We start from the raw sequence: 26,136 nt of genomic DNA, 5'->3' as shown, positions 1-26,136 counted from the left end.
GGCTCGCAAAGCTGTGGAGCGGGCGGGATCGCCGCGGGACGCGGTAGGAGCCCGTCTTGCGGGCGACCGCGAAGAACCTGGCATGGCGCCAGCCGATAATGCGCGCTCGAACTGCGGCCGGGCGAACCGCAGGCTCCGTGGTAACTCGCTCGTGTTTTCCGCACGGAACATGACAGCCGTGGAGTGCTTTCGGCTGCGGGACAGACTGCAGGAACGAATCGCGCTGTTCGCACCGGCAAGCAACGGCGCCGAACCGGGCACCATCCCTGCCCCGCTGCACGCTGCGAGCTCAAGGATCACCCGGCATTTTCGCTGAACCGCCCGCACCGCAACCGCCACCATTCCACCGATGAAGGACCATCCGATGAAGCCCTCCCACTCTCTTCTACGCCTGGCCGCACTCGTCGCACTTCTTCCGCTCGCCTTCCATGCATCCGCAGTCCGGCCGCGGCCGATCGACTGCGGGAAAGCCCGCAGCATCCAACCCGGTTGGACGGCCAAACAGGTGACCCGCACCCTCGGCAAGCCTTACATGTTGCGGCTTTCGCGCAACGAAATGACATTCGGCTGGGTGACCATGGACGGCAGCGACGAGCTCCAGGTCCGGTTCGACACGACAATCAACGATGCCGATTCACGGACGGTCATGTCGGTCGAAGGCACGTGCCACGGCGAACGGATCGAGGTCCGGCGGTCGCCGGCCGCACTGTTTTCCGACACCGAGATCCCAGGCGCCCCAAGACGCATCGATTTCAACGGAATCCCGTTCTACCTTGGCTACATCGCCGAATCGGACAAGCGGTCCATGCGCTACGTGGAGTACGTCCCCGATGGACAGAGTCTGGGACACTGGAAACAGATGATCGCCGTATTCCTCCACGCCGATGCCAAAACACCGGAATCGCTACTGGACACGGCCCGACAGGGCGCCGAGGACTCCGGCAACCCGCACTTCAAGCAGATACATGTATCGACGACAGGAGACGAGGCCGTGGCAGCATTCCCCATGCTTCGCGACGACTCGGTCGAATACCAGATAGCACTCTGGCGCACAGTGCCGGGCGGAACCATGGCCATCGTCTATTTCAGCCGCAGCTACCAGGACGAAGGCATCGATATCGAGGCCTACGTCGCCAGTGAAGAAGCACGCATCGATGATCATCTTGCCGGCCTGAAGGCCTTGCCATCGATCACGCCCCCGCTACTCGGGCAATCCGGTTCGCTGACCCTGACGGAAGATGGCACCGATGACGGCAAGGTATTGATCCCCGCCACCCGCAAGGCTCGCGATTAAGGTGGGCGGGGCGAACGGGGTTGGCGAACGGGGTCAGGTTGGAGTGACCCCGTCTCTAAACCCTGTTTCTACTCACCCGCCTCGTCGGCCGGCTGCAGCTGGTCCGGAGCTTCCACCACGTAACCCCGTGCATCCAGGCCGGCGACAAAGCCACCATCGCCGTACAGCAGGCTTTCGATCGGCAGGGTCGCGAACGAGACCCGGTGCTGTTCCAGCGCGGTGACGGCAGCCTCCAGCCAGCGCTCGCGCATCCGCTCTTCGATGTCGGTGAAGCCGCGCCTGCGTGCCGTGTCGGTCTGCGTCCACGCATCCAGGCACGCCAGCACATGGCTGCCGCTTTGCGGCATCGCCCGCAACGCGGCCACGTCGCCGGTCGCCCATGCGCTGGCCCTGCGTGCGACCTGCGGCAGCTCGCGCTCGACCAGGTCCAGGGTGCGGACGAAACATTCCAGGTCCTGCGGCCGCATCTCCTCGCTGCGGAACTCGACCAGCGCCTTGCGCGGATCGGCGATTTCCACCTTCAGCGCCGTCGGCACCTCCTCCAGGCCACGCGCACGGGTCAACTCGCCGATCACCGGCGTGACCACGCCGCCGCCACGGAGCCCGTGCTCCTTCAGCGCTGCGCGATACAGCTCGTACACGGCAATCGCCGGACGCTTCTTCTCCATGCCCCGGTCGCGGCCGATGTAACGCTCCTTGAGCCGGCTCCAGCGCGCACACACCGGTGCAGGCAGCAGCTCGTCCAAGGTCGCGCCATCGGGGTTGCGCTGCGCCCGCCATGCGGCGGGTGCCAGGGTGAGGCCACGAAGCAGGCCGATATCGGCACTGACACTGACTCCCGGTTGCCCCAGGACTGCGCCGGCTTCCTCCAGCACCGCGCGCACCTCGGTCGCCTGCCACTGGATGTCGCCCGGCAACGGCGACTGGGTGCCGAGGATGTACATCACATGGTCGCCGCGGCTCACCCGCCACAGACCCGGCCCCGGCTGCACGCCGCTGACCAGCACCGCATCCATGTCCACGACCGCCATGTCAGCGACGCCCGGCCCGACGCCGGCGACCGGCTCCTCCGCCCGCACCGTGGCCACGGCCATTGCCGCCATGAGTACTGCCACCATTCCTCTCGACCACAGCCGCATGCCGCACCTCCGTGTGTTTCGGCGCAAGCATACGCAAGCGCTGTACCGGCAGACAGGGACCGCTGATCCACCTTCCGCGCATCCGCGCCGCGCGCGTTCCCGGCTGCCTGCATCCGCCGGGACGGTAATCCCCCCCTCCAAGTCTTCCTAATAGATAGATCGTATCCGAATCACTCCAATCGGCTAGACAGCAGGCTAGGCGCTTTTATCAAAGCTCCCCTCCAAAGAAGAGAGGCGGCCCTTAAGGCCGCCTCTTCTATTCAACCATCCGTCAAACCCCAACCGGGTTCGCCTTCTCCGGATCGATCTTGTACTCCTTGATCGCCCTGGCCACATCCTTCCCGGTCATCTTCCCGTCCTTCGCCAAGGCGGCGATGGCGGCATGCGCGATGTAGTACCGGTCCACTTCGAAGAACCGCCGCAGGTTGGCGCGGGTGTCGGAGCGGCCGAAGCCGTCGGTGCCCAGCACGGTGTACGTCATCGGCACGAAGGCGCGGATCTGGTCGGCAAAGGCGCGCACGTAGTCGGTGGCGGCGATGGCCGGGCCCTGGTGGTCTTCCAGCAGCTTGGTCACGTGCGCCTTGCGCGGGGACTTGGCCTCCGGGTGCAGGCGGTTCCAGCGCTCGGCGTCGAAGCCGTCGCGGCGCAGCTCGTTGAAGCTGGGGCAGGACCAGATGTCGGCGGTGACGCCGAAGTCCTTCTCCAGCAGCTCGGCCGCGGCGATGGCCTCGCGCAGGATGGTGCCGCTGCCCAGCAACTGCACGCGCAGCTCGCCCTTCTTCGGCTTGCCGGCATCCTTGAGCAGGTACATGCCCTTGATGATCCCGTCCTCGGCGCCCTTGGGCATTTCCGGGTGCGGGTAGTTCTCGTTCATCAGGGTGACGTAGTAGTACTCGTCGATCTGGTCCTGGAGCATGGACTTCATGCCCTGCTGGACGATCACGGTGACTTCGTAGCCGAAGGTCGGGTCGTAGCTGCGCACGTTGGGAATGCCGCCGGCCACGATCTGGCTGAAGCCGTCCTCGTGCTGCAGGCCTTCGCCGTTGAGGGTGGTGCGGCCGGCGGTGCCGCCCAGCAGGAAGCCGCGGGTACGCATGTCTGCCGCCTGCCAGGCGAGGTCGCCCACGCGCTGGAAGCCGAACATCGAGTAGTAGATGTAGAACGGCAGCATCGGCACGTCGGACACCGAGTAGCTGGTGCCGGCGGCCATCCACGAGGCGATCGCGCCGGGCTCGCTGATGCCCTGCTGCAGCACCTGGCCGGACTGGTCCTCGCGGTAGTACATCAGCTGGTCGGCATCGACCGGCTTGTACTTCTGGCCGAACGGGGCATAGATGCCGATCTGGCGGAACAGGCCTTCCATGCCGAAGGTGCGGGCCTCGTCGGCCACGATCGGCACCAGGCGCGGGCCCACTTCCTTGTCGCGCAGGGCGATGTTGAGGGTCTGCACGAAGGCCATGGTGGTGGAGTAGCTGCGCTCGCCGCTGGACTTGAGCAGGCGCTCGTACTTGTCCAGGGTGGGCACGTCGAAGGACTTGCTGGCCTTGCGCCGGCGCGCCGGCAGGTAACCGCCCAGTTCGGCGCGGCGGGCCTTGAGGTACTGCACTTCCGGCGAATCCTCGCCCGGGTGGAAGTACGGGATCTCCTCGGCATCCTGCAGCTGCTTGTCGCTGACCGGGATGTTGAAGCGGTCGCGGAAGTGCTTGACCGAATCGTCGTCCAGCTTCTTGGTCTGGTGGGTCGGGTTGAGCGACTCGCCGGCCGAACCCATGCCGTAGCCCTTGACCGTCTTGGCCAGGATCACGGTGGGCATGCCCTTGGTGTTCACCGCCGCGTGGTAGGCCGCATAGACCTTGTGCGGGTCGTGGCCACCGCGGTTCAGGCGCCACAGGTCGTCATCGGACAGCGAGGTGACCATGGCCGCGGTCTCCGGGTACTTGCCGAAGAAATGCTCGCGGGTGTACGCGCCGCCGAAGGCCTTGCAGTTCTGGTACTCGCCGTCGACGGTTTCCATCATCAGCTTGCGCAGCATGCCGCTGGTGTCGCGCGCGAAAAGCGGATCCCAGTAGCTGCCCCACAGCAGCTTGATCACGTTCCAGCCACCGCCGCGGAACACGCCTTCCAGTTCCTGGATGATCTTGCCGTTGCCGCGCACCGGGCCGTCCAGGCGCTGCAGGTTGCAGTTGATCACGAACACCAGGTTGTCCAGGCCTTCGCGCCCGGCCAGGGAGATGGCGCCCAGGGTCTCGGGCTCGTCGGTCTCGCCGTCGCCGATGAAGCACCACACCTTGCGGTCGGACTTCTCGATCAGGCCGCGGTTCTCCAGGTACTTCATGAACTGCGCCTGGTAGATCGCGGCCAGCGGGCCCAGGCCCATGGAGACGGTGGGCACCTGCCAGTAATCCGGCATCAGCCACGGGTGCGGGTAGGAGGAGATGCCCTGGCCGTCCACTTCGGTGCGGAAGTTGTTGAGCTGGGCCTCGCTGATGCGGCCTTCAAGGAACGAGCGCGCGTAGATGCCCGGCGAGCTGTGGCCCTGGACGCAGATCAGGTCGCCCGGGTGGTTCTCGGACGGGGCGCGCCAGAAGTGGTTGAAGCCCACGTCGTACAGGGTGGCCGAGGAGGCGAAGGAGGCGATGTGGCCGCCCAGGTCGCCGGGCTTGCGGTTGGCGCGCACCACGGTGGCCATCGCGTTCCAGCGGATGATCGAGCGGATGCGCCATTCCAGGTCGGCGTCACCGGGGCTCTTGGCCTCCAGGTGCGGCGGGATGGTGTTGACGTACTCGGTGGTGGGCGAGAACGGCATGACCGCGCCGGAGCGGCGGGCCAGCTCGACCATGTCCTCCAGCAGGCCATGGGCGCGCTCTGGGCCGTCACGGTCGATGACAGCCTTGAGCGATTCGATCCATTCCCGGGTCTCGACCGGGTCCGGATCGCTCTGGAGGACTTCGTTGCGCCAGTTCATATCACTCCCGTGGCCGCGCGGGAGCGCGGCGATATCGTGTCTTATGGACCACGAAGTTTAGCGCAACGCCGGGCCCTGCTGCCGCGCCGGGAGGCCGGGCGGGCACGGCGGCGGGCCATGTCCACCAGGCCGGGGGCCGGCGCGGGAAGTTGCACCCGCAACAGGCGCGATGGTTTCAGCAGCTACCTCTGCCGCGGCCCGTTGCAGCGGGCATCTGCAGCGGGCCGGTGCCGCGGGTTGCTCAGCCCTTGCGCGCCTCGTCCAGTTGCTGGCGGATCTGCGCGTCCACCGCGGCGATGGCGGTCATGTTCAGGATCCGGCGCGGGGTGGCACTGGTGGTGAGGATGTGCACCGGCTTGCCGATGCCCATCAGGATCGGGCCGATGGCCACCCCGTCGGTGACCACGCGGACCATGTTGTAGGCGATGTTGGCTGCGTCCAGGTTGGGCAGCACGAACAGGTTGGCGCGGCCCTTGAGGGTGCTGTTGGGCATGATCTTCTGGCGCAGCAGCTCGTCCCAGGCGGTGTCGCCCTGCATCTCGCCGTCCATGTTCAGGCGCGGCACGCGCTTGAGCAGCAGCTCGCGCACGCGCTGCATCTTCAGTGCGCCCGGGGTCTCGTGGCTGCCGAAGTTGCTGTGCGACAGCAACGCCACGCGCGGCTCGATGCCGAACAGCTTGAGCCGGTAGGAAGCCTGCAGGGTGGCCTCGGCAATCTGCTCGGGGGTGGGGTCGTCCTGCACGTGGGTGTCCAGGAAGAACCACGCGCCCTGCGAGTTGATGACGCCGGTCATGGCCGCGGTGGACTGCACCCCCGGGTCCAGCCCGATCACGCTGCGCACGTAGCCCAGCTTCTTGTGGAAGCGGCCGACCACGCCGGTGAGCAGCGCGTCGGCCTCGCCGCGGGCCACCATCACCGCGCCGATCAGGGTGGTGCGCGAGCGCATCAGGGTCTTGGCCGCCGACACCGTCACCCCGCGGCGCTCGGTCAGGGCGTGGTAGTGCTGCCAGTAATCGTTGAAGCGCGGGTCGTCATCCTGGTTGGTGATCTCGAAATCCACCCCGGCCCTGATCCGCAGGCCCAGGCGCCGGATCCGCGATTCGATCACCTCCGGGCGGCCGATCAGCACCGGGAAGGCCACGCCTTCGTCGATCACCGTCTGCACCGCGCGCAGCACCACTTCCTCCTCGCCCTCGGCATAGGCCACGCGCTTGCGTTCGGCGCGCGCGCGGTCGTACACCGGCTTCATCATCAGGCTGGTGCGGTAGACGAACTGGCCCAGCTTCTCGCGGTAGGCAGCCATGTCCTCGATCGGGCGCTGCGCCACGCCCGAGTCCATCGCCGCCTGGGCCACGGCCGCGGACAGCTCCACCAGCAGGCGCGGGTCGAACGGGCGCGGGATCAGGTACTCGGGGCCGAAGCTGGGGATGTCGTCGCCGTAGGCGCTGCCCAGGTCGGAGGCTTCCTTGCGCGCCAGCGCGGCGATGGCGTGCACGCAGGCCACCTTCATCGCCTCGTTGATGCCGGTGGCGCCCACGTCCAGCGCGCCGCGGAAGATGTACGGGAAGCAGACCGCGTTGTTGACCTGGTTGGGGTAATCGGAGCGGCCGGTGGCGATGATCGCGTCCGGGCGCACCGCCTTGGCATCCTCGGGCAGGATTTCCGGGTAGGGGTTGGCCAGGGCCAGGATGATCGGCCGCTCGGCCATCGTGGCCACCATCTGCGCGGTGAGGATGCCGCCGGCCGACAGGCCCAGGAAGATGTCGGCACCGGCGATGATCTCCTCCAGGGTGCGCGCATCGGTCTGCCGCGCATAGCGCTGCTTGTCCGGGTCAAGGTCGGTGCGGCCGGGGTGGATCACGCCGCCACGGTCCACCGCGGTGATGTTCTCCGGCTTCAGGCCCAGCGACACCAGCATGTCCACGCAGGCGATGCCGGCCGCGCCCATGCCGCTGGTGGCCAGGCGCACGTCGCCGATGTGCTTGCCCACCACCTGCAGCGCATTGACCAGCGCCGCACCCACGATGATCGCGGTGCCGTGCTGGTCATCGTGGAACACCGGGATGTTCATCCGCTCGCGCAGCTTGCGCTCGACGATGAAGCACTCCGGCGACTTGATGTCTTCCAGGTTGATGCCGCCGAAGGTGGGCTCCAGCGAGGCGATGATCTCGACCAGCTTGTCCGGGTCGGTCTCGTCGATCTCCAGGTCGAACACGTCGATGCCGGCGAACTTCTTGAACAGCACGCCCTTGCCTTCCATTACTGGTTTGCCGGCAAGGGGGCCGATGTTGCCCAGGCCCAGCACCGCGGTGCCGTTGCTCACCACCGCCACCAGGTTGCCGCGCGCGGTCAGCTCGCTGGCCTGGCGCGGATCGGCCACGATCGCCTCGCAGGCATAGGCCACGCCGGGCGAATACGCCAGCGACAGGTCGCGCTGGGTGAGCATCGCCTTGGTCGCCGAGATCCTGATCTTGCCCGGGCGCGGATGGCGGTGGTAATCCAGCGCGGCCTGCTTGAAATTTTCCTGGTCGGACATCGGTGTGGTCGTCGGGGGAGGGGGATTGCTGCGGGGTTGGATGCTGCGGCCTGGATTCTACCCGCCCGTCCCTGAGCGCCGGCCATGCACCGCGGTCGCTTCCATGTACCCGCCGGGCGGGCGCCGGGCGTGCATGCTGGAAGCCAGGCGCGGGCGGTCAGCCCAACGGGCCGTCGCTGATGCGGTCCATGCGGATCCGGTTGGCGAACAGCGAAAACGCCAGCATCCCGGCCAGGCCGCTGGCCCGCTCGACCCACGGCGGCAACCATCGCGGCGGCGCTAGGATGCCCTCGCCCAGCAGCGGCTCGAAGCGGACCACGTCCTCCAGGGTCATCTTGCCGGCGAACAGCCAGCGGCACAGGCGCAGGCGGTCGCGTTGCAGCGCGCGCCGGAAGAAGGTGTGCACCGCCACCAGCCCGTGCAGGTACACCGTGTCCTTGGTGAAGGCGCTGCCACCGCCCACCGGCACCCCGCGGAACACGCGCTGGGCCGAGGCGAAGCTTTCCTCCTCGTCCTGCCCGGCCGCGAGGAAATAACCGAACACCTGCAGGAAGTCGGCGCCATCCAGGGCCATGGCGATGGCCTCGATGCGCAGGCTGATGCGCTTCATCCGGCCGATGTCGATGCTGCCGGTGATCTGCTCGGCGAAGGTCGCCAGCCCCTCCTGGGTGGCGGTGACCCGCGGCGAGGCCAGGCCCAGGCTGCGCAGGTGCGGCTGGGCGCGGCCGTTGAGCGCGGTGAGCGAATGCACCAGCGCTTCGTGGTGGAACAACTGGCGGCGGTCATAGTCGCTGAAGGCCGCGCCACCGCGCAGGCGGATCCGGTTTGCACCGGCGGCGGCCTTGGCGATCAGCCCCGGGTCCACCTCCACCGCGATCGTGCGCCGGCCGAAGAACTCGTCCAGGTCGCCCTGCAACTGCAGGGCCAGCGCCGCGGCCGACACCGGCACCTGTTCCTCCGGGGCGAGCAGTTCGTGGTCCAGCTCGCTGGCGATCTGGATGAAGTGGCGCGCCGCTTCACGCGCGCTGGGGCCCTGCCCCGGCATCGGGTCGTCCGGGCGCCCGAACAGGGCCACCGATTCGGCGCCGGCCTGGGCACTGCCCAGCGATTCGAGCAGGCGCGCGGCCCGGTCCCAGCTGATGGCCGATTCACACAGGTACACGCCCAGCGGGTGGTCGGCATCGGCCTCGGAGGCGATGGCCGCCAGTGCGCGCCGCGCCTGGCTGAAATCCAGCGCCGGATACTCGACCTGCGGCAACGCGGTGCGCCCGCTGCGCCAGCCGGCCAGGAACTGCGCCTGCACCGTGGCCGGCCAACTGGCCAGGCCGAGCAGGCGGATTCCACGCACGGCCTGGACCAGGCGCGCATCCAGTGCGGCGTAGTGGGCGATATCGGCGGCAGCAGCCATTCGCCGACGATATCGCAACGCGGGGGGTTCAGCGCCGCGCGGGCTTGCCGTGCGGGCGCCTGCCCGCAGGCTTGCCCGGCGCCTTGCCGTCGGCCTTCTGCGCCAGGCGGTTGGCCAGGCGGTCGGCGGCGCCGGCCACCTCGTCGCGCAGCTTGAGGTAGTGCGCCACGCGGGCCGCGTCCAGGGTGCCGGCGTCGATCGCCGCGCGCACCGCGCAGCCGGGCTCGGCCTGGTGCGCGCAATCGTTGAAACGGCATTGCGCGGCCAGCGCCTCGACATCACCGAAGCCGCCGTCGGCCAGTTCCTCCTCGCCGGTGGGCTTGAGCTCGCGCATGCCGGGGGTATCGATCAGGCAGGCGCCGGACGGCAGCGCGATCAGCGCGCGGTGGGTGGTGGTGTGGCGGCCGCGCGAGTCGTGTTCGCGGACCTCGGCGGTGCGCATGCGTTCATGACCCAGCAGCGAGTTGGTCAGGGTCGACTTGCCGGCCCCGGAGGAGCCGACCAGCACCGCGGTCATGCCCGGCTGCAGCCAGGGCGCGAGCGCGGCCACGGCCTGGCGGTCGCGCGCGTCCAGCGCCAGCACCGTCACGCCCTGCGCGCGCACATCGGCCATGGCCTCCAGTGCGGCCTCGGTACCGGGGCCGGCGCGGTCGGCCTTGGTCAGCACCACCACCGGCTGCACCCCGCCGCCGCCGACCAGCAGCAGGTAGCGCTCGATCCGGCGCGGGTTGAAGTCCGCGTCCAGGCCGCAGACCACGAAGGCGGTGTCCACGTTGGCCGCGATCACCTGCTGGTGGTAGTGCTCGCCGGCGGCGGCACGCTTGATGGCGCTGCGCCGGGGCAGCAGCGCCAGGATCCGGCGGCCATCGTGCAGGACCCAGTCGCCCACCGCCGCGCGCTCGTGCAACGCCACGCCGGCGGCGGTGAATACCGGCCGGCGCTGCCATTCCGGAGGCGATTCGGTACGGAACCCGGTGTCGGGCGCGTCGGCCAGCACGTAGCCGGTGCGGTGCTGCTCGCTGACCCGCGCCGGCCGCGCACCCGGGTGCTGGGCGAACATCGCCTGCCAGTGCGCATCCTCGGGCGCACCCGGCCACGGCCAGCCGATCGGGCGCAGGCGGTCGTAGTCGGGCGGGGCAGGGTCGGCCATGCGACATTGTAGGTGCCCATGCACCGACTGCGTCGCGCGCGGGCCCTGTTTGCAGGAGCCGGTCTTGCCGGCGACCTCCATGCGTCCGCCGCCTGCCGGCGATCCGTGACCGATGCGTTCGCCGCCTGCCTGCGAACAGTGAGCCCCCTGCGGTCGCCGGCGAGACCGGCTCCTACAGCGGGACACCACGGTGGCCGGGCGCTTGTGTGGGCCGATGTGCGGGGGACGCGGGGAGCGGTGAGCGCGTACCCGGACGCAACGAAGCCGGGCCTTGTAAGAGCCGGCCTTGCCGGCGACCGCGGGGGCCCACGGATCGCCGGCAAGGCGGGGATGCACGGTGGTCACCGGCAAGGCCGGCTCCTGCGGGGGGCATCGGCGGGGGACCCCTGCCCCAGCCGGGACAGGTACTTGCGGGCTTTTTTTCGATACCATGCGAGCCTCGCCCCCGCCCCGGCTTGCCGTCATGTCCACCGAGCACCCGCTTCGCGTCCGCGAGCGCCTGTCAGAAGTCCGCTATGAAATCCGCGGAGAACTGAACCGGCGAGCGCACGCGCTGGAGGCCGAGGGGCGAAAGCTGATCAAGCTCAACATCGGCAACCCCGGTGCGTTCGGTTTCCGGGCCCCCGCGCACCTGCAGCGGGCGATCGTCGAGAACATCGACCACACCGACCCCTACACCCACCAGCTGGGCCTGCCGGCCGCGCGCGAGGCGCTGGCCGAGGCCTACCGCGCGCGCAATGCGCCGCACGTGGACGCCACCCGGGTGTTCGTGGGCAATGGCGTGTCCGAGCTGATCGACATGACCCTGCGCGCCCTGCTCAACCCGGGCGACGAAGTGCTGATCCCCTCGCCCGACTACCCGCTGTGGTCGGCCGCCACCATCCTCAACGATGGCCGCCCGGTGTATTACCGCTGCGCGCCGGACAACGGCTTCATGCCCGACCCGGTGGAGATCGAGAACCTGGTGTCCTCGCGCACCCGCGCGATCGTGCTGATCAACCCCAACAACCCGACCGGCGCGGTCTACCCGCGCGAGTTGCTGGAGCGCATCGTGGCCATCGCCACGCGCCACAACCTGCTGCTGCTGGTGGACGAGATTTACGACCAGGTGCTGTACGACGGCGCCTGCTTCGAGCCGCTGGCGCCGATTGCCGGCGACCATCCGTGCATCACCTTCAGCGGCCTGAGCAAGGTGCACCGCGCCTGCGGCTGGCGCGTGGGCTGGGCCATCCTCACCGGCGCGCCGGCGCGCACCACCGATTACCGCAACGCGATCGACCTGCTGTCCGGCCTGCGCCTGTGCGCCAACGTCGCCGGGCAGTACGCCATTGCCGCGGCCACCACCGGCCCGGACACCATCAGCGCGCTGTGCGCGCCGGGCGGGCGCCTGTACGAAACCCGCCGCGCGGTGGTCGAGGCCTGCGCGGCCAGCGAACACCTGTCGCTGATGGAACCGCGTGGCGCGCTGTATGCGTTCCCGTCGGTGGTCGGCCCGGCCGCACGCGGCTTCGACGACCATGCCTTCGCCCTGGAGCTGCTGGAGACCGAACACGTGCTGATCGTGCCCGGGTCCAGCTTCAACGTGCCTTACCACGACCACTTCCGGGTGACCCTGCTGCCGCAGGCCGACGTGATGGGCGAGGTGTTCGGGCGCATCGACCGCGCACTGTCACGGCGTGCAGAGGCCACCACCAAGGTGGTGCCGATGAAGTCGCGCACGGCCGCGGCCTGACCGCGACCATGCCGTCTGCCGCTGGCGCCGCACCGGACGCCGCCGCCACCGGCTACCTGGCACTGGGCGATTCCTACACCATCGGCGAGGGCGTGGACCCGTCCGCGCGCTGGCCGGTGCAGTTGGCCGCCGCGCTGCGTGCGCCAGGCATCGCGGTGGGTACGCCACGGATCATCGCCGCCACCGGCTGGACCTGTGACGAGCTGGACGCGGCCATCGACGTGGCCCAGGCGCACGAACCGCTGCAAGGGCAGGCCATGGTGAGCCTGCTGATCGGCGTGAACGACCAGTATCGCGGTCGCACCGCCGACAGCTTCCGCGCGCCGTTCGCGGCGCTGCTGCGGCGCGCGGCCGGGTTTGCCGGCGGCGCGGCCCGGCGGGTGATGGTGCTGGCGATCCCGGACTGGGGCATGACTCCGTTCGCACGCGTCCACGGCCGCGAGCCGGCGCAGGTGGCCGTACAGATCGACGCATTCAATGCCGTGGCGCGCGAGGAGTGCGTGGCGGCCGGCGCGCATTGGGTCGACATTGCCGCGCCATACCGCGCACGCGCCAGCGAACCGGAGATGCTGGCCGGCGACGGCCTGCATCCGTCCGCAGCGATGTACGCCCTGTGGACCGCGCTGGCCCTGCCGGTGGCACAAGGAATCCTGCGCGCATGAACGCCGCTGCAAACCAGGCCCCCGCGCAGCGCCCGCTGCCGCGCGAGCGCGCCCAGCACATCGCCGATGCATTCCTGCCCAGGCACCCGCTCGGCAGCCGCTACCACTACTACTACGTGCGCACCAAGCTGCGCAGCGACCCGCTGTACCCGGGCGTGTGCGCGGCCCTTGCCGGTACCCGCGCACCGCTGCTGGACCTGGGCTGCGGCCTGGGCCTGCTGGCCCACGCGCTGCGCCAGGAACAGATCGACATGCCCTATCACGGCGTGGACCTGGACCGGCGCAAGATCGACGCCGCGTGCCACGGGGCCGACCGCGCCGGCCTGGCCAACGTGGAGTTCGACACCCTGGACCTGGCCGCGGCATTGCCGGCGCATCGGGGCAGCGTGGCGATCCTGGACGTCCTCCAGTACCTGGGTGCGGAACGCCAGGCCGAACTGCTGGACACCGCCATCGGCATGCTCGAACCCGGTGCGCGGCTGGTGATCCGCGCAGCCCTGGACGGTGGCGGTGGCCGCACCCGGATCACGGTGGCCACCGACCGGATCGCGCAATGGCTGGGCTGGATGCAGGCCACCCCGCGCCATTACCCGGCCGAAGCACAACTGCGTGCGCAACTGGATGCGGCCGGGCTGCGCAGCCGGTTCTCGCCGCTGGCCGGCAACACCCCGTTCAACCACTGGCTGATCGTGGCCGAACGCGACTGAGCGGCACCGGCGCGCTGCACGCGCCTAGTAGGTGAAATTGAGCTTGGCCCAGGCAGTGCGGCCCGGCTCGGCGATGCGTTCGGGGGCGGCCGGGTAACCGAAGGCGCTGTTGCCGGCCAGGTTGAGGTGCTCGGCGTAGGCGCGGTCGAACAGGTTGTCGATGCCGGCCGATACCCGCAGCCGCTCGCCCAGGCGATAGCCGCCATTGAGCGAGAACACCGCAAAGCCCGGGCTGGCGCCCAGGTCGCGGCCGACCACGTTGCCGCGGTCGGTGCTGACCCGGCCCTGGCTGTCGGCCAGCCGCAGCAACGCGCCCCACGACCAGTTGCCATGCTCGCCGGCAGCGGCCAGGCGCGCTTCCAGCGGCGGCATCTGCGGCAGCGCGCGCCCGTCGTCGGACTCGCCGCGCGCATAGGCCAGCGCGGCCGTCAGCTTGAGCCCATCGCGCAGCTTCCAGTCCACGCCCAGTTCGCCACCGGCGATGTCGGCATCCACGTTGCGCGCACGGGTGGTGGTGCCCATCGCGCCGCCGCCCAGGTAGTCGAACAGCACGTAGTCGTCGATCCGGCCTGCATACACCGAGGCCCAGGCATCGAATGCACCGGCGCGCCACTGCAGGCCGGCGTCGAGCTGGGTGGTGCGTTCCGGACGCACTCCGGCGAAGGCGTTGGCCGCCCCGTCCGGGCCGCGGTTGGGCGAGAACAGCTCCCAGTAGTCGGGCATGCGTTCGGCGTGGCCAAGCCCGGCGTACCAGCCAAGGCGCCCGCCCATGTCGTACTCGTAGCGGACGAAGCCACCGGCCAGGGTGTCGCGGCGACTCTGGCCGGCGGTGGGGTTGGGCATGGGCCGCATGCCGGCAGTGGTGGCGCGCAGGTCGTCGGCCTGGGCACGGTCCACGCGCAGGCCGGACATCACATGGTGCACGTCGCTTACGTGCCAATGCGATTCGGCGAACACGCCGACGGTGCGGAACCGTGCATCGTCGGTCCACGGCTGCCCGCGCCAGGCGTCGCGGCCCATCGCACTGCGCCTGCGGTGCTCGCTCTGGCGGCCGTCGATGCCGGCGGTCAGTTCCCAGCGGTCCTGCTGCCAGGTGGCGGCCATGCGCCCGCCCTGGCTGGTGTCACCCACGTTGCTGGCCATGGGCATCGGCATGCTGCCGGACGGGTCCGGCTGGCGCAGGCTGTAGTTGTCCATCACATGGTCCACCTCGTTGCGGTAGACCGTGGCCACCACCGCGTCGAGCACGCCGCCGATGTGCTTCTTCTCGAAGCGCAGGCCCAGGCTGTCGCGGCGGAACTGCGCCCCGTCCATGCCGCGGCCGGCGTAACGCGCCTGCGCGTCGCCGGTGCCGACACTCAGTTCGAGCACGGTGTCCGCATCCGGGGTCCAGCCGATGGCCGCATCGGCGTTCCACTTTTCCCAGGCCGAGGGCACGCGGCGGCCGGCGCCATCGCGGTAGTCGTCGGCCTCGGAGCGGTTGCCGGCCAGGCGCACGTAGCCGCGCGGGGTGCCGGCGGTGAGGTCGAGCACCTGGTCGTTGCGGCCACTGCTGCCGGCCAGCACGCTGCCCTGGGCACGCACGCCGGGACGATCGAAGTACGGGATCTCGCGTTCGAAGCGCACCGTGCCGGCCGATGCGCCGCCGCCCCACAGCACGGTCTGCGGGCCCTTGATCACGGTCAGCCGGTCGTAGGTTTCCGGGGCGATGTAGGACATGGCGTTGTCCATGCGCGAGGGGCAGGCGCCGCTGAGCGCGCCGTCGTTGGTCAACAGCGCGATGCGCGAGCCGAACATGCCGCGCAGCACCGGGTCGCCGTTGGTGCCGCCGCTGCGCAGGGCGGTGAATCCGGGGATGGTCTTCAGGTAGTCGGCGCCGTCGCTGGCCGGAACCGGCTGGCGCGGCAGCTTCGGGTCGGTGACGAAGGTGTTGGCCGCCGCCGGCGCCACGCCCATCACCACCACCCCGTCGAGGGTGGTGGCATGGGCGCCGATGTCGTGCATCGATGCGTGGTGGGTGACCGCATCGGGCAGCGCGGCGTGATCCTGCGCCGCCAGCGTGGCGGGCAGGAAAAGCGCGCTGGCCAGTGCCGCTGCGAGCGTGTTCGTGCGTGTGGACATGGCACGTTTTCCGTAGGGGAACGCATCGATTGTGGAGGTGGAAATCGCCACGGGGATTGGGCAAATTGTCCCACCCGCAGGCAGCTTGACCTGGGTCAAAACTCCTTTCGAAACATGCACGTGCGGCAACCGGATTGATGCAAATCAAGGAGCGTGCGCGGATGCCATCGCAACCTGTCCCTGCCAACCAACCAGCGAAAAAAAGAGACTCGCGATGAGAACCACGCTCCGCCCCCTGCTTGCATGTGCCCTTGCCGGTGCCATTGCCTCGGCGCTCGCTGTTCCCGCCTTTGCCGCCAAGCCGGCGGGCGCCCCGCTGGAGACCATCCAGGCCGTGCTGACCGCACCGCCGATGGTGCCGCCGCCGATCACGCGCAAGACCCCCGCCAAGGTCGTTGTCGACCTGGAAATGGTGGAAAAGGAAATGCGCATCTCCGATGGCGTGACCTACGAGTTCTGGACCTTCGGCGGCACCGTGCCGGGCAGCTTCATCCGCGTGCGCGAGGGCGACACGGTGGAGTTCAAGCTCAAGAACCACCACAGCTCGCACGTGCCGCACAACATCGACCTGCACGCGGTCACCGGCACCGGCGGCGGCGCCGAGGCAACCAACACGCTGCCCGGCCGCGAGACCCAGTTCACCTTCAAGGCGCTCAACCCGGGGCTGTATGTCTACCACTGCGCGATGGCGCCGGTGGGCATGCACATCGCCAACGGCATGTACGGCCTGATCCTGGTCGAGCCCGAGGAAGGGCTGGAGCCGGTGGACCAGGAGTTCTACGTCATGCAGGGCGACTTCTACACCGCGGGCGCCTACGGCGAACCGGGCCTGCAGCCCTTCGACCTGGAGAAGGCGATCGACGAGCATCCGACCTACGTGGTGTTCAACGGCTCCGAAGGCTCGCTGACCGGCGACAACGCGCTCACCGCCAAGGCCGGCGACAAGATCCGCATGTTCGTGGGCAACGGCGGTCCCAACCTGGTCTCCAGCTTCCACGTCATCGGCGAGATCTTCGACAAGGTCTACTACGAGGGCGGCACCAAGTACCAGGAGAACGTGCAGACCACGCTGGTGCCGGCGGGCGGCTCGGCCATGGTGGAGTTCACGGCCGACGTGCCGGGCAACTTCATCCTGGTGGACCACAGCATCTTCCGCACCTTCCACAAGGGGTCGCTGGGCATCCTCAAGGTCGAGGGCGAGGAGCGTCCGGAGATCTACACCGGACAGCAGCACGACATCGAGTACCCCGAAGGCGAGCCCCAGGGAGGCAGGTAAGGACACAATGGAACGGCTGCTGCCACTGATGCTTGCCGCGATCCTGGCGCCGGCCACCGCCGGCGCCATGGATGCCACGGATGCCCCGGCGCAGTACCGGGCAATCGATGGTGGCCCGTTCCGTTCCTCGGTCCGCTTCGAGGAGGCCGCCGCAACGATGCCGGTGGCCTCCTTCCAGCTGATGGAACGGCCGGTCAGCAACGCGCAGTACGCCGCATTCCTGGCCACCCACCCGAACTGGCGGCGCGACCGGATCCCGGCCGTGTTCGCCAGCCCCGGCTACCTGGGCCACTGGGCTTCGGCCGATGGCCCCGGCGCGATGGCCGACCCGCAGGCACCGGTGGTGCACGTGAACTGGTATGCCGCCGATGCCTACTGCCGCGCCCAGGGCGCGCGCCTGCCGACCTTCCTGGAGTGGGAGTACGCGGCCGCCGCCGATGCCACCCGCAGCGACGCCCGCAGCGACCCGGCGTGGCGCATGCGCCAGATCAACGACGGCACGCCGCGGGCAATGGATGCGGCGCCCGGCGCACCGGCCAACGCCTGGGGCGTGTACGGCCTGCACGGTGCCACCTGGGAATGGAGCGGGGATTTCGCCTCGCTGCTGGGCGACAGCGACAGCCGCGGCCAGGAAGACGGCGAGGCCCTGCGCTACTGCGGTGCCACCGCCCTGTCATTCAACGACCGCACCGATTACGGCGTGGTCAAGCGTTTCGTCCTGCTGTCGGCGCTGCAGCCCGCCGCCACCCTGGGCAACCTCGGTTTCCGCTGCGCAAGGAGCCAGCCATGAAGTCCCCCATCATTTCCCTGGTGCTCGGCATCGCCGTGGCGATGGCCGCGGCCACGCCGCAGGCGCAGGCCGCCGGCACCACGACGGCGCAGGCATTGCCTGGCAAGTCGCTCTACCACCTGCAGGCCGGACTGACCGACCAGCACGGCAACGCCCTGCGCTGGGACGCACTGCGCGGGCGTGCGCAACTGGTGTCGATGATCTACGCCAACTGCCACCTGACGTGTCCGCTGGTCATCGAGAACGCCAAGGCGGTGCAGAAGCTGCTGCCCGATGCCCAGCGCGAGCGCCTGGATATCGCCATGATCAGCCTGGACCCGGCACGCGACACTCCCGCGGTGCTGGCCGACCTGGCGCAACGCCACCGCGTGGATACACACTGGCGGTTCCTGCAGCCGCAGGCGGACGACGTGCGTGCCCTGGCCAGCGTGCTGGACGTGCGCTACCGCTTCCGCGAGGACGGCAGCATCAACCACACCAGCGTGCTGGTACTGCTGGACGCCGACGGCCAGGAGGTCGCACGATCCGAAGTGGCCGGCGCCGCCGCCAATCCGGCATTCCTCGACAAGGTGCGCGATGCCCTCGCCCAGCCCTGATCCATACTTCCATCACCTTACCCCCGACCCCAGCAAGGAGATCCCCACATGAAACTCACCCGCACCCTGTTTGCCCTGGCCCTGTTCGGTGCCGCCGGCATGGCCCACGCCGCCGGCAACTGCACCATCGCGCTCAAGGGCGACGACGCCATGAAGTTCGACCTCAAGGAGGCCACCGTCTCGGCGTCCTGCGCCACCGTGACCATCGAGCTGGTGCACACCGGCAAGTTGCCGGCCGCCGCGATGGGCCACAACGTGGTCATCACCAAGACCCCGGACCTGGCCGCCCTGGCCCGCGACGCGATCAAGGCCGGCGCTGCCAACCACTACGTGCCCAAGGACGACGCCCGCGTGATTGCCGCCACCCACGTCATCGGCGGCGGCGAGAAGACCAAGATCACCTTCTCCGGCAAGAAGCTGGCCGCCGGCGGCGACTACTCGTTCTTCTGCAGCTTCCCCGGCCACTCCACCCTGATGAAGGGCAAGCTGGTCGTCACCAAGTAAGTGGATGCGCCGGGCCGCCCCCACGGCGGCCCGGATGCTTCCCGGGAGATCCACACATGGAATTCAAGATCAGCATCGAACACCCGCAACTGCAGGACATCGAACAACGCCTGCTGGACATCGACCCGGCCGGCCTGGTGGACGTGGACACGGCCGACGGCCGCGTGCGCGTCTCCACCTGCATCCAGCCCTTCGAACTGGCCATGACCCTGGCCGCAGCCGGGCATCCGGTGGCCGTGGCCGACATCGAGCTGCAGCCGTCGGTGTGCTGCGGCGGCTGCAGCGGCTGAGCCCCGCACCGCACCGCGCGCACTGCGCGGGAAGAGGAACGCGACGATGGCGGTGCTGATGCATTGATTGCCGGCATCAACCCATGGCGGCGATGTCCGGCATGTTTCAGGTGGCAGACGGGCAACCGGCCATTGCCGCGCGCAACGCGGCAGTAGAATCAGGCCCATACCTCCATGCCCGCCACGTCCGGCAGGCCGCCACGCCGGCGGCAATGGACCCGGGCCACTGCCTGCGGGGGCCGCCATGAACATCCAGTACCGCAAACCCCTGCCCGGCACGTCGCTGCAGTGGTTCGACGCGCGCCAGGCGGTGGAAGCGCTGCGGCCCGGCGCATGGGCCGGCCTGCCCTTCACCGCGCGGGTACATGCCGAAAACCTGGTGCGCCGCGCCGACCCGGCCCGGCTGCACGACTACCTGCTGCAACTGGTCGAACGCCGCCGTGACCTGGACTTCCCCTGGTTCCCGGTCCGGGTGGTGTGCCACGACATCCTCGGCCAGACCGCACTGGTGGACCTGGCCGGCCTGCGCGACGCGATCGCCGCGCGTGGCGGCGACCCGACCCGGGTCAACCCGGTGGTGCCTGTGCAATTGATCGTGGACCACTCGCTGGCGGTGGAACACAGCGGCACCGATCCGCAGGCATTGGCCAGGAACCGCGCGATCGAGGATCGCCGCAACGCCGACCGCTTCGACTTCATCAAGTGGTGCCGGCGCGCGTTTGCCAATGTCGAGGTGATCCCGCCGGGCAACGGGATCATGCACCAGATCAACCTGGAGAAGATGTCGCCGGTGGTGTACGTGGGCGACGGCGTGGCCTTCCCCGACACCTGCGTGGGCACCGACAGCCACACCCCGCACGTGAATGCGCTGGGCGTGATCGCCATTGGCGTGGGCGGGCTTGAAGCCGAAAGCGTGATGCTGGGCCGCGCCTCGTGGATGCGGCTGCCGCCGATCACCGGGGTCAAGCTGTGCGGCCGCCCGCAGCCGGGCATCACCGCCACCGACGTGGTCCTGGCGCTGACCGGATTCCTGCGCGCCGAACGGGTGGTGGGCCATTACCTGGAGTTCTTCGGCGAAGGCGCCGCGGCCCTGACCATCGGCGACCGCGCCACCATTTCCAACATGTGCCCCGAGTACGGCGCCACCGCCGGACTGTTCGCGATCGACCAGCAGACCCTGGACTACCTGCGCCTGACCGGCCGCCAAGAGGCCCAGGTGCAACTGGTGGAAACCTACGCAAGGGCCGCCGGCCTGTGGGCCGATACCCTGGGCCAGGTGCAGTACGAGCGCACGCTGGAGTTCGACCTGTCGGCCGTGGTGCGGACCATGGCCGGGCCATCCAACCCGCACCGCAAGCTGCCGACCAGCGACCTGGCCGAGCGCGGCATCGCCGATGGCCACAAGCTGCAGGCCGCGCGTGGCGAAGAGGCCGGCGGCCTGCTGCCGGACGGCGCGGTGATCATCGCCGCGATCACCAGTTGCACCAACACCTCCAACCCGCGCAACGTGATTGCCGCCGGCCTGCTGGCGCGCAACGCCAATGCGCGTGGGCTGCTGCGCAAGCCGTGGGTGAAGACCTCGCTGGCGCCGGGCTCGCGCGCGGTGCAGTTGTACCTGGAAGAAGCCGGCCTGCTGCCGGAACTGGAGACGCTGGGCTTCGGCATCGTCGGCTTCGCCTGCACCACCTGCAACGGCATGAGCGGCGCCCTGGACCCGGCGATCCAGCGCGAGATCATCGCGCGCGACGTGTATTCGGTGGCCGTGCTCAGCGGCAACCGCAACTTCGACGGCCGCATCCACCCCTATGCGAAGCAGGCGTTCCTGGCCTCGCCGCCGCTGGTGGTGGCCTATGCCATCGCCGGCACGGTGCGCTTCGACATCGAGAAGGACGTGCTGGGCATCGATGCCGATGGCCAGCCGGTGCGGCTCAAGGACATCTGGCCAGAGGACGCGCAGATCGACGCGATCGTGCGCGCCAGCGTCAAGCCCGAGCATTTCCGCATGGTCTACGGGCCGATGTTCGACGTGCGCGTGGAGCATGGCGGCGCGGTCGCCCCGCTCTACGACTGGCGCCCGCAATCCACCTACATCCGCCGCCCGCCGTACTGGGAAGGCGCCCTGGCCGGCGAGCGCACGCTCACCGGCATGCGCGCGCTGGCGGTGCTGGGCGACAACATCACCACCGACCACCTGTCACCATCCAACGCCATCCTGGCCGACAGCGCGGCCGGCCAATACCTGGCCTCGATGGGAGTGCCCGAAGAGGACTTCAACTCCTACGCCACCCACCGCGGCGACCACCTCACCGCCCAGCGCGCCACCTTCGCCAACCCGAAACTGGTCAACGAGATGGCCGTGGTGGATGGCGCGGTCAAGCAGGGCTCGCTGGCGCGGCTGGAGCCGGAAGGCACGGTGATGCGCATGTGGGAGGTGATCGAAACCTACATGCAGCGCCGCCAGCCGCTGGTGATCATTGCCGGCGCCGACTATGGCCAGGGCAGCTCGCGCGACTGGGCGGCCAAGGGCGTGCGCCTGGCGGGCGTGGAGGCGATCGTGGCCGAGGGCTTCGAGCGCATCCACCGCACCAACCTGATCGGCATGGGCGTGCTGCCGCTGCAGTTCCAGCCGGGCACCACGCGCCTGACCCTGGGCATCGATGGCAGCGAAACCTTCGACGTGGCCGGCACGCCGGCGCCAGGCGCGACGCTCGCCCTGGTGATCCACCGTCGCGACGGATCCAGCACCGAGGTGCCGGTCACCTGCCGGATCGACGCCGACGAGGAGCTGTCGATCTACGCCGCCGGCGGCGTGCTGCAGCGCTTCGCCCAGGATTTCCTGGAGGCATCGGCGGCGTGATGGCACGGCCGTGGCCGGCCTGCGGCCACCGCTGATACATTCCTTCCGAACGACCCGGATCACGATGAGTACCCGTCCACAACTCCGCATTGCCGCCACCTGGATGCGCGGCGGCACTTCCAAGGGCGTGTTCTTCCGCCTCGAGGACCTGCCCGAAGCGGCGCGCGTGCCGGGGCCGGCGCGCGATGCGCTGCTGCTGCGAGTGATCGGCTCGCCCGATCCCTACGCCAAGCACACCGACGGCATGGGCGGGGCGACGTCCAGCACCAGCAAGTGCGTGATCGTGGCGCCCTCGACCCGGCCGGACCATGACGTGGACTATCTCTATGGCCAGGTGGCGATCGACAGCGCCCTGGTGGACTGGAGCGGCAACTGCGGCAACCTGTCCTCGGCGGTGGGGCCGTTCGCGATTTCCAGCGGCATGCTCGACCCGGCGCGGGTGCCACGCGATGGCCGCTGCACGGTGCGCATCTGGCAGACGAACATCGGCAGGACCATCCTCGCCCACGTGCCGATGGTCGCGGGCGAGGTGCAGGAAACCGGCGATTTCGCGCTGGATGGCGTGGCCTTTCCGGCAGCCGAGATCGTGCTGGAATTCCTCGACCCATCCGATGACGGCGAGGCGGGCGGCGCGTTGTTCCCCACCGGCAACCTGGTCGATACGCTCGACGTGCCCGGCATCGGCCCGTTGCCGGCGACGCTGGTCAGCGCCGGCATTCCCACCGTCTTCGTCAACGCCGACGACATCGGCTGCGATGGCACCGAACTGCAGCGTGCAATCAACGACGACCGCGCCGCACTGGCCAGGCTGGAAGCGATCCGCGTCGCCGGTGCGCTGCGCATGGGCCTGATCGCCACGCCGGGCGAAGCGCTCACGCGCCAGCACACGCCCAAGGTCGCCTTCGTCGCGCCGCCGAGGGACTACATGGCGTCCAGCGGCACGCTGGTTGCTGCCGGCGACATCGACCTCAGCGTGCGCGCACTGTCCATGGGCAAGCTGCACCACGCGATGATGGGCACGGCCGCGGTCGCGATCGCGGCGGCGGCAGCGGTACCGGGCACCCTGGTCAACCGTGCGGCCGGCGGTGGCGCGCGCGAGGCGGTGCGCTTCGGCCACCCCTCCGGCACCCTGCGCGTCGGCGCCACGGTCGCGCAGGTGGACGGGCAGTGGGCCGTGACCGGCGCGGTGATGAGCCGCAGCGCGCGGGTCCTGATGCAAGGCCACGTACGGGTGCCGGCGGACACCGTGTAGGAGCCGGCCTTGCCGGCGACCGTGATGGCGCATGCGTGCGCGCAACGGGTTTCATCGAAATCCATCCTGCGCAAGGGTCGCCGGCAAGACCGGCTCCTACGGAGCCGGGGCGGCGTTGCCGGCGGCCACGTCCAGGGCCACGTTCATCATCGTCGGATCCTCGCGGTCCGGGACCACGCGGAAGCCCAGCTGCCGGCACATCGCCAGCATGGTGCCGTTCTCGCGCAGCACCTGGCCTTCCACCGTGGCCAGGCCGATGCTGCCGGCCCACTCGATCATGATGCGCATCAGCTGCCAGCCGATGCCGTAGCCCTTGAGGTCCGAGCGCACCAGGATGCCGTACTCGCCGCGCTGGTAATTGGCGTCGGCCAGCAGGCGCACCGCGCCCAGCATCTGGCCGTTGTCCGGGTCGACCGCCACCAGGGCGATGGAGCGGGCGTAGTCGAGCTGGGTCAGGCGGGCGATGAACTCGTGGCTGAAGTGGCGCACCGCCGAGAAGAAGCGCAGGCGCAGGTCCTCCTCGGTGACCTTTTCGAAGAACGCGCGGAACATCGCCTCGTCCTCCGGGCGCACCGGGCGCACCTGCATGTGCCGGCCATTGGCCAGCGCCACCTCGCGCTCCCACTCCTTTGGATAGGGGCGGATCACGAAGCGCGGATGCCACGGCCCCTTGCCGCTTTCCTGGTACGGGCCGATGGCCACGCGTGCGTCCAGCGCGATCACTCCATCGCGGTCGGCCAGCAGCGGGTTGATGTCCAGTTCGCGCACCTGCGGCACATCGGCGGCCAGCTGCGCCAGTTTCACCAGCACCAGCGCGATGGCGCGCTCGTCGGCCGCCGGCACGTCACGGTAGGCCTTGAGGATGCGCGAGACGCGGGTGCGCGAGATCAGGTCGTGGGCCAGGCGCAGGTCCAGTGGCGGCAGGGCCAGGGCCTTGTCGTCGATCACCTCCACCGCGGTGCCGCCGCGGCCGAACACCACCACCGGGCCGAAGGTGGCGTCGTCGGCCAAGCCGCAGATCAGTTCGCGCGCCTTGGACTTGACGATCATCGGGTGCACGGTCACGCCGTGGATGTCGGCCTGCGGGCGCAATTGGCGCGCACGCGCAAGGATTCCGGCGGCGGCCTCGCGCACCGAGTCCGCGCTGGCCAGGTTCAGGCGCACGCCATCGACGTCGGACTTGTGGACGATGTCGGGCGAGAGGATCTTCAGCGCCACCGGGGTGCCGCGCGCCAGCATCGGCGCGGCCGCGGCCACCGCCGCGTCCGGGTCGGCGGCCAGGATGGTCTCGGCGATCGGGATGCCATAGGCCTGCATCAGCGCGGCCACTTCCAGCGGGTCGAGCCACTGCCGGCCCTGGGCCAGTGCGTCGGCCACGATCGCCTGCGCGGCCGCGGCGTCGACCACGAAATCCTCCGGCAGGCTGGGCGGAGTTTCCATCAGCGCTTGCTGGGCCTCGCGGTGGCGCACCAGGTAGGTGTAGCCACGCACCGCATCGGACTCGGTGGCGTAGGTGGGAACGCCGGCCGCGTCCAGCCGCGCCACCGCTTCGGGCGGACTGCCCAGCCACACCCCCAGCACCGGCTTGTGCGGCGTGCTGCGCGCGCGGCGCTCGAGCACGCCGGCCACCGCCTCGGCCGCCTCCACCGGCGCCGACAGCGCGGTGGGCACGTTCATCACCAGCACCGCATCGTTGTCGTCGCTGGCCAGCAGGGCCTCGAGTGCGGCGGTGTAACGGCCGGCATCGGCATCGCCGACGATGTCCACCGGGTTGGCCCGCGACCAGGTCGGCGGCAGCACCGCATCCAGCCGCGCCACGGTGGCCGCATCCAGCGCGGCCACGGTACCGCCAAGGTCGACCAGCCGATCCACGGCCAGCACCCCGAGGCCGCCGCCATTGGTGAGCATGGCCAGGCGCCGGCCGGGCGCGCTGTGCAGCCGGCCCAGGGTCTGCGCCGCGGCAAACAGCTCGTCCAGCGCCAGCACCCGCAACAGGCCGGCGCGGCGGAAGGCCGCGTCGTACACGGCATCGGACCCGGCCAGCGCGCCGGTGTGGGTGGCCGCGGCCTTGGCACCCTGGGCGTGGCGCCCGGACTTGACCACCACCACCGGCTTGGACCGCGCCGCCGCGCGCGCGGCGGACATGAACTTGCGCGCATCGCGCAGCGATTCGATGTACAGCAGGATCGCGCGGGTCTTGCGGTCCTGGGCGAACCAGTCCAGCAGGTCGCCGAAATCCACGTCCATCGCATCGCCCAGCGACACCACCGCCGAAAATCCGATCGAGCGCGCCGCGCCCCATTCCACCAGGCCCGAGGCAATCGCCCCGGATTGCGAGACCAGGGCCAGGTCGCCCGGCAACGGGCCGCGCGCGGCGAAGCTGACGTTGAGCCGCGCATGCGGCGCCATCACCCCCAGGCAGTTGGGGCCGACGATGCGCAGGCCGTGCGGCCGCGCCAGCTCGCGCACCTGCTCCTGCAGCGAGCCGGGGCCGTGGCCCAGCCCGGCGGTGACCACCACCGCCGCACGCGCGCCGGCGGCAATGGCCTCGGCAATCACGCCGGGCACCGTGGCCGCCGGCGTGGACACCACCACCAGCTTCGGGCGGAATGGCAGGTCGGCCAGGCGCGCAACGGTGGCAATGCCTTCGATCTGCGGGTACTTGGGGTTGACCACCGCCACCTGACCGGAAAAACCGGCATCGCGCAGGTTGCGGATCACCGTGCGCCCGACCGAGCGCTCGCGCGGGCTGGCCCCGACCACCGCCACCGAGCGAGGGCGGAACACCGCATCCAGTGCATAGGTACTCATCCGGCGCGCCTCCTGGTTTGCATCCAGAGGGCACCATACAGGGCCT

At 69.7% G+C, this 26,136-nt stretch carries 18 protein-coding genes; 11 read left to right on the top strand and 7 right to left on the bottom strand.

All coding sequences use genetic code 11. The features are described 5' to 3' along the window. Nucleotides 1–364 precede the first annotated feature (364 nt). On the top strand, nucleotides 365–1,294 hold the full coding sequence (locus ACEJ41_RS00970) for a hypothetical protein (RefSeq protein ID WP_374012939.1): 930 nt from the start codon (nucleotides 365–367) through the stop codon (nucleotides 1,292–1,294). Between the two features lie 68 nt (nucleotides 1,295–1,362). Here the strand turns inward: ACEJ41_RS00970 and ACEJ41_RS00965 are convergent, their stop codons facing one another. The 5 genes from ACEJ41_RS00965 to rsgA all read right to left on the bottom strand — a co-directional run bounded on the left by ACEJ41_RS00965 (nucleotide 1,363) and on the right by rsgA (nucleotide 10,492). After that, nucleotides 1,363–2,412 (bottom strand): TraB/GumN family protein, encoded by a 1,050-nt coding sequence (locus ACEJ41_RS00965; RefSeq protein WP_374012938.1) that lies wholly within the window; start codon nucleotides 2,410–2,412, stop codon nucleotides 1,363–1,365. A 292-nt stretch (nucleotides 2,413–2,704) separates the two neighbouring features. Continuing rightward, nucleotides 2,705–5,398: a pyruvate dehydrogenase (acetyl-transferring), homodimeric type gene (gene aceE, locus ACEJ41_RS00960; protein WP_374012937.1), complete on the bottom strand. Its 2,694-nt coding sequence runs from the start codon at nucleotides 5,396–5,398 to the stop codon at nucleotides 2,705–2,707. A gap of 241 nt (nucleotides 5,399–5,639) precedes the next feature. Further along, nucleotides 5,640–7,934, bottom strand: coding sequence for an NADP-dependent malic enzyme (locus ACEJ41_RS00955; RefSeq protein WP_374012936.1), 2,295 nt, complete (start codon nucleotides 7,932–7,934; stop codon nucleotides 5,640–5,642). 157 nt (nucleotides 7,935–8,091) lie between these two features. Then, nucleotides 8,092–9,342 (bottom strand): flavohemoglobin expression-modulating QEGLA motif protein, encoded by a 1,251-nt coding sequence (locus tag ACEJ41_RS00950; protein WP_374012935.1) that lies wholly within the window; start codon nucleotides 9,340–9,342, stop codon nucleotides 8,092–8,094. Nucleotides 9,343–9,370: 28 nt separating this feature from the next. Next, a complete protein-coding gene (gene rsgA, locus ACEJ41_RS00945; protein ID WP_374012934.1) occupies nucleotides 9,371–10,492 on the bottom strand; it encodes a ribosome small subunit-dependent GTPase A in 1,122 nt (373 codons plus the stop codon). 463 nt (nucleotides 10,493–10,955) lie between these two features. Between rsgA and ACEJ41_RS00940 the strand changes: the two genes are divergently transcribed. The 3 genes from ACEJ41_RS00940 to ACEJ41_RS00930 are packed head-to-tail and all read left to right on the top strand — an operon-like array spanning nucleotide 10,956 to nucleotide 13,593. Continuing rightward, the gene (locus ACEJ41_RS00940) at nucleotides 10,956–12,224 is read left to right on the top strand and encodes a pyridoxal phosphate-dependent aminotransferase (protein WP_374012933.1); all 1,269 of its coding nucleotides are present in this window, start codon (nucleotides 10,956–10,958) and stop codon (nucleotides 12,222–12,224) included. Between the two features lie 8 nt (nucleotides 12,225–12,232). Continuing rightward, nucleotides 12,233–12,886, top strand: coding sequence for an SGNH/GDSL hydrolase family protein (locus tag ACEJ41_RS00935; protein WP_374012932.1), 654 nt, complete (start codon nucleotides 12,233–12,235; stop codon nucleotides 12,884–12,886). Between the two features lie 35 nt (nucleotides 12,887–12,921). Further along, entirely contained in the window at nucleotides 12,922–13,593 is a 672-nt protein-coding gene (locus ACEJ41_RS00930) for a methyltransferase domain-containing protein (protein WP_374014027.1), read from the top strand. A gap of 24 nt (nucleotides 13,594–13,617) precedes the next feature. On the opposite strand, the gene ACEJ41_RS00925 is transcribed toward ACEJ41_RS00930, so the two are convergent. Beyond that, nucleotides 13,618–15,714, bottom strand: a complete 2,097-nt coding sequence (locus ACEJ41_RS00925; protein WP_374012931.1) for a TonB-dependent copper receptor — start codon at nucleotides 15,712–15,714, stop codon at nucleotides 13,618–13,620. 214 nt (nucleotides 15,715–15,928) lie between these two features. Between ACEJ41_RS00925 and nirK the strand changes: the two genes are divergently transcribed. The 7 genes from nirK to prpF all read left to right on the top strand — a co-directional run bounded on the left by nirK (nucleotide 15,929) and on the right by prpF (nucleotide 23,279). Then, nucleotides 15,929–16,990, top strand: a complete 1,062-nt coding sequence (gene nirK, locus ACEJ41_RS00920; protein WP_374012930.1) for a copper-containing nitrite reductase — start codon at nucleotides 15,929–15,931, stop codon at nucleotides 16,988–16,990. Nucleotides 16,991–16,997: 7 nt separating this feature from the next. Next, the gene (locus ACEJ41_RS00915; RefSeq protein WP_374012929.1) at nucleotides 16,998–17,780 is read left to right on the top strand and encodes a formylglycine-generating enzyme family protein; all 783 of its coding nucleotides are present in this window, start codon (nucleotides 16,998–17,000) and stop codon (nucleotides 17,778–17,780) included. After that, nucleotides 17,777–18,376, top strand: a complete 600-nt coding sequence (locus ACEJ41_RS00910; RefSeq protein WP_374012928.1) for an SCO family protein — start codon at nucleotides 17,777–17,779, stop codon at nucleotides 18,374–18,376. The genes ACEJ41_RS00915 and ACEJ41_RS00910 overlap by 4 nt, the downstream gene beginning before the upstream one ends. Before the next feature lie 48 nt (nucleotides 18,377–18,424). Then, nucleotides 18,425–18,880 (top strand): azurin, encoded by a 456-nt coding sequence (gene azu / locus ACEJ41_RS00905; RefSeq protein WP_374012927.1) that lies wholly within the window; start codon nucleotides 18,425–18,427, stop codon nucleotides 18,878–18,880. Between the two features lie 56 nt (nucleotides 18,881–18,936). Beyond that, nucleotides 18,937–19,170, top strand: a complete 234-nt coding sequence (locus ACEJ41_RS00900) for a hypothetical protein (RefSeq protein WP_374012926.1) — start codon at nucleotides 18,937–18,939, stop codon at nucleotides 19,168–19,170. Nucleotides 19,171–19,414: 244 nt separating this feature from the next. Continuing rightward, nucleotides 19,415–22,027, top strand: a complete 2,613-nt coding sequence (acnD, locus tag ACEJ41_RS00895) for a Fe/S-dependent 2-methylisocitrate dehydratase AcnD (RefSeq protein WP_374012925.1) — start codon at nucleotides 19,415–19,417, stop codon at nucleotides 22,025–22,027. Nucleotides 22,028–22,091: 64 nt separating this feature from the next. After that, nucleotides 22,092–23,279, top strand: coding sequence for a 2-methylaconitate cis-trans isomerase PrpF (gene prpF / locus ACEJ41_RS00890; protein ID WP_374012924.1), 1,188 nt, complete (start codon nucleotides 22,092–22,094; stop codon nucleotides 23,277–23,279). Between the two features lie 96 nt (nucleotides 23,280–23,375). Here the strand turns inward: prpF and ACEJ41_RS00885 are convergent, their stop codons facing one another. Continuing rightward, nucleotides 23,376–26,090, bottom strand: a complete 2,715-nt coding sequence (locus ACEJ41_RS00885; protein WP_374012923.1) for a GNAT family N-acetyltransferase — start codon at nucleotides 26,088–26,090, stop codon at nucleotides 23,376–23,378. Nucleotides 26,091–26,136: the final 46 nt, after the last annotated feature.

This window comes from Pseudoxanthomonas koreensis, assembly GCF_041890415.1.
GTDB classification, from domain to species: Bacteria; Pseudomonadota; Gammaproteobacteria; order Xanthomonadales; family Xanthomonadaceae; genus Pseudoxanthomonas; species Pseudoxanthomonas koreensis_A.
The sequence above is the reverse complement of the archived record's forward strand: the minus strand, read 5'-3'. Positions and strand labels throughout refer to the sequence as shown.

Coding starts and splice junctions, on each gene's coding strand:
- ACEJ41_RS00970 (WP_374012939.1), top strand. CDS start 365: ATGAAGCCCTCCCACTCTCTTCTACGCCTGGCCGCACTCGTCGCACTT.
- ACEJ41_RS00965 (WP_374012938.1), bottom strand. CDS start 2,412: ATGGTGGCAGTACTCATGGCGGCAATGGCCGTGGCCACGGTGCGGGCG.
- aceE (WP_374012937.1), bottom strand. CDS start 5,398: ATGAACTGGCGCAACGAAGTCCTCCAGAGCGATCCGGACCCGGTCGAG.
- ACEJ41_RS00955 (WP_374012936.1), bottom strand. CDS start 7,934: ATGTCCGACCAGGAAAATTTCAAGCAGGCCGCGCTGGATTACCACCGC.
- ACEJ41_RS00950 (WP_374012935.1), bottom strand. CDS start 9,342: ATGGCTGCTGCCGCCGATATCGCCCACTACGCCGCACTGGATGCGCGC.
- rsgA (WP_374012934.1), bottom strand. CDS start 10,492: ATGGCCGACCCTGCCCCGCCCGACTACGACCGCCTGCGCCCGATCGGC.
- ACEJ41_RS00940 (WP_374012933.1), top strand. CDS start 10,956: ATGTCCACCGAGCACCCGCTTCGCGTCCGCGAGCGCCTGTCAGAAGTC.
- ACEJ41_RS00935 (WP_374012932.1), top strand. CDS start 12,233: ATGCCGTCTGCCGCTGGCGCCGCACCGGACGCCGCCGCCACCGGCTAC.
- ACEJ41_RS00925 (WP_374012931.1), bottom strand. CDS start 15,714: ATGTCCACACGCACGAACACGCTCGCAGCGGCACTGGCCAGCGCGCTT.
- nirK (WP_374012930.1), top strand. CDS start 15,929: ATGAGAACCACGCTCCGCCCCCTGCTTGCATGTGCCCTTGCCGGTGCC.
- ACEJ41_RS00915 (WP_374012929.1), top strand. CDS start 16,998: ATGGAACGGCTGCTGCCACTGATGCTTGCCGCGATCCTGGCGCCGGCC.
- ACEJ41_RS00910 (WP_374012928.1), top strand. CDS start 17,777: ATGAAGTCCCCCATCATTTCCCTGGTGCTCGGCATCGCCGTGGCGATG.
- azu (WP_374012927.1), top strand. CDS start 18,425: ATGAAACTCACCCGCACCCTGTTTGCCCTGGCCCTGTTCGGTGCCGCC.
- ACEJ41_RS00900 (WP_374012926.1), top strand. CDS start 18,937: ATGGAATTCAAGATCAGCATCGAACACCCGCAACTGCAGGACATCGAA.
- acnD (WP_374012925.1), top strand. CDS start 19,415: ATGAACATCCAGTACCGCAAACCCCTGCCCGGCACGTCGCTGCAGTGG.
- prpF (WP_374012924.1), top strand. CDS start 22,092: ATGAGTACCCGTCCACAACTCCGCATTGCCGCCACCTGGATGCGCGGC.
- ACEJ41_RS00885 (WP_374012923.1), bottom strand. CDS start 26,090: ATGAGTACCTATGCACTGGATGCGGTGTTCCGCCCTCGCTCGGTGGCG.